The sequence below is a fragment of the Streptomyces sp. NPDC040610 genome, from assembly GCF_055594065.1.
The window spans coordinates 1-2,936 of the sequence record NZ_JBVIXA010000020.1 but is presented as its reverse complement, the minus strand read 5'-3'; the positions used below and the strand labels follow the sequence as shown (position 1 = coordinate 2,936).

Genomic DNA, 2,936 nt, shown 5'->3' with positions numbered 1-2,936 from the left:
CTCCCCTCTCCCCCCCTCCTTCCTTTTTTATCCCCCCCACACCGCCTGCAGTTTGCCTGCCGGGTTGCTGCGGTCCCCGCCCCCCCCCTCCCCCCCCTCCCCCCCCCCCCGCCGAGCAGCGCCGCCGGGCGGACCAGCTCGTGAGCGTCTTCGAGAACGGCACCACCAAGATCCAGTACGCGTACGCGGAGAACCTCGACGACGGCCGGGGCGTCACCGCGGGCCGGGCGGGCTTCACCACGAACGACGGCGACGCCCTGGAGGTGGTGCGCGCCTACACCGACAAGAAGCCGGACAACCCGCTCGCCCGCTTCATCCCCGCACTCCGGCGCCTGGCCGACGGGGAAGGCGCGGAGTCCTCGGAATCCTCGGACGGGGCGGACCCGGGCGATTCCGGCGGTCCCCGCCCCCTGTCCGACACCGCCTACATCGCCGCGTGGAAGCGCGCCGCCGCCGACCCCGTGTTCCGCGAGGTGCAGGACGCCCAGGTCGACGACCGCTACTTCACCCCCGCCCTGCGGGCCGCCGACAAGGTCGGCCTCCGCAGCCCGCTGGCCGTCGCCGAGCTGTACGACGCCTCGATCCAGCACGGGAACGGCTCCGACGGGGACGGCCTGCCCGCCCTGGTCCGGCGGACGACGGCGAAGGTCGGCACCCCCGCCGAGGCGGGCGAGAAGGCGTGGCTGGACGCGTTCTTCGACGTACGCGTCCACGACCTGACCCACCCCGTGAACGCCGACACGGCCGACGAGTGGCGCACGTCCGTCGACCGTGTCGAAGCGCTGCGGCGGCTCGCCAAGAGTGGTCATCGGGAGCTGGACGGCCCGTTCACCGTCACTGCCTTCGGCAGCCGCTACGCCATCCGCTGACCGGCAGCCGCTACTCCATTCGCTGATCGGCAGCTGCTATTCCGCTCGCTGACCGGCCGTCGCTGTCCCATCAGCTGACCGGCGACCGCGGGGCCGTTAGCCGACCGCCCCCGCTGGGCTCTCAACTGACCTGCGGTCGCTGGGCCGTCGGCCGGGTGGGAGTGCCGGAGAGCAGCGAGGCGACATGCGCCAGGCTGTCCGGGGCGTGCGGCGGCTCCCACCACACCAGATGGGCTGCCGCCTCGGCCGCCGGTTCGAGGACCTCCCACGCCTCGGCGATCAGCCCGTCGTCGAACCGCCAGATGTCGACGCCCGTGATCTCGGCGCCCGTGCCGGGACGGTGGCGCCGGGAGTGCATCACGACATGGTCGCCGTCGGCCAGCATGTGCAGGATGTCGACCTCCATGTCCCCGAGCGGCGACGCCCGTACGGCGGCGAGCCACTCCGCCTTCGTACGGGACGTCGCGTCCGGCCGATGATGGACGAAGTCGTCGCTCAGCACCCTCGCGAGCGCGTCGACGTCGCCCGTGCCGACCAGATCCGCCAGGGCCTGCTGGACGACGAGCTTGTTGTCCGTGTGCTGCTTGTCCGCGTGCTGCTTGTTCGTGTTCTGCGTGGTCATGGCCGCAGTGTTGCCACCGTCGCGCGGGCTGTCGATGAACTGCGATGTCATGGCGGGTGGCGCCACCGGGACGTAGCCTCGGTGATCGTGTACACGGTCGGGGAACTCCTGCGGCAATGGCGGCGGCGTCGGCAACTGAGCCAGCTCGATCTGGCGCTCGCCGCCGACGTCTCGGCGCGGCACGTCAGCCTCGTCGAGACCGGCAAGTCCCACCCGAGCGCCGACATGGTCCTCAGGCTCGCGGACCAGCTCGACGTGCCGCTGCGCGAGCGCAACCGGCTGCTGCTCGCCGCCGGGTTCGCGCCCCGGTACGCCGAGCGCCCGCTCGGCGACGACGCGCTGGCGGCTGCACGGGACGCGGTCGAGCGGGTGCTGCGCGCGCACGAGCCGTACCCGGCACTGGTCTTCGACCGCCGCTGGAACATCCTGATGACCAACCGCGCCGTCGACCCGTTCTTCGCGGGCGTCGCCCCCGAACTCCTGCGCCCGCCCGCCAACTTGCTCCGCCTCGGCCTCGACCCGCGCGGCCTCGCCCAGTACGTCGTCAACCTGGCCGACGTACGCGCGGTGTTCCGCACCCGCGTCACCCGTCAGCTCGCCGCCGCCCCCGACGCCGAACTCACCGCGCTCTACGAGGAGTTGCTGGCCCCCGAAGCCGAGGAGGCGGGCCCGCACGTCGAGTCCGACGTCCTGATCCCGATGATCATCCGCTTCGACGGCCGCGAACTGCGCCTCTTCTCGACCATCACCACCTTCGGCACGCCCATGGACATCACCTTGGACGAGGTCGCGATCGAGTCGTACTACCCGGCGGACGCGGAGAGCGCCGCGTACTTCACGGCGCCGGGGGCCGGGAGTCAGAGCCTGGGCGCCGGCCGGCGGACGGTGCGCAGCCCCACCGCGTCCTGCTGCTCCACATCGCTGTCCGCGAGCACGTGGACGGGCACGAACACGACGGCCCAGTAGAACCCGAACAGCCAGCGCCCCAGCAGCCGTCCGAGCCCCGGCCGACCGCCGTCGGCGACCCGGACGATCCGCAGCCCGCACAGCAGCTTGCCCAGACTGGCCCGGGCGACCACGCCGAGCAGGACGTGATTGACGAAGGACACACCGAACAGCGCGCCGACCGCCCCGCCCCACACGGCGGGCGACCCCGGCCGCAGCTCGACCACCCCGTCCACGACCTCGACCCCCGCCGCGGCTCCGGCGGCGAGGCCGCACACCAGGGCGAGCAGCGCGTCGACGACCGCCGCGGTGGACCCGCGTGCCGCGGAGGGGGCCGCGTGCGCCGCCGGGGCGGTCGACCGGACGTGGCTGTCGTTCAAGTGGAACTCCCGGTGGGGCGAGCGGCTTAGACGTCATCTCATTTGGTGAGTCTGCGGTAGCAGATGAGGGTGCAGGCGATGCTGGTGAAGGCCAGGAAGTGCTCGGCTTTGCGCTCGTAG

The 2,936-nt window shown here is 72.4% G+C and carries 4 protein-coding genes; 2 read left to right on the top strand and 2 right to left on the bottom strand.

Translation table 11 applies throughout. From position 1 onward, the window contains the following. The first annotated feature begins 140 nt into the window (after positions 1 to 140). Positions 141 to 869, top strand: coding sequence for a chitosanase (locus ACZ6AA_RS38460; RefSeq protein ID WP_471463098.1), 729 nt, complete (start codon positions 141 to 143; stop codon positions 867 to 869). Positions 870 to 990: 121 nt separating this feature from the next. Here ACZ6AA_RS38460 and ACZ6AA_RS38455 read toward each other — a convergent pair whose 3' ends face one another. Next, positions 991 to 1,491, bottom strand: a complete 501-nt coding sequence (locus ACZ6AA_RS38455; protein WP_471463096.1) for a nuclear transport factor 2 family protein — start codon at positions 1,489 to 1,491, stop codon at positions 991 to 993. 87 nt (positions 1,492 to 1,578) lie between these two features. Here ACZ6AA_RS38455 and ACZ6AA_RS38450 point away from each other — a divergent pair, with 87 nt between their 5' ends. Then, positions 1,579 to 2,457 (top strand): MmyB family transcriptional regulator, encoded by an 879-nt coding sequence (locus ACZ6AA_RS38450; RefSeq protein WP_471463095.1) that lies wholly within the window; start codon positions 1,579 to 1,581, stop codon positions 2,455 to 2,457. Here ACZ6AA_RS38450 and ACZ6AA_RS38445 read toward each other — a convergent pair. Beyond that, on the bottom strand, positions 2,349 to 2,816 hold the full coding sequence (locus tag ACZ6AA_RS38445) for an RDD family protein (protein ID WP_471463093.1): 468 nt from the start codon (positions 2,814 to 2,816) through the stop codon (positions 2,349 to 2,351). The genes ACZ6AA_RS38450 and ACZ6AA_RS38445 overlap by 109 nt on opposite strands. Positions 2,817 to 2,936: the final 120 nt, after the last annotated feature.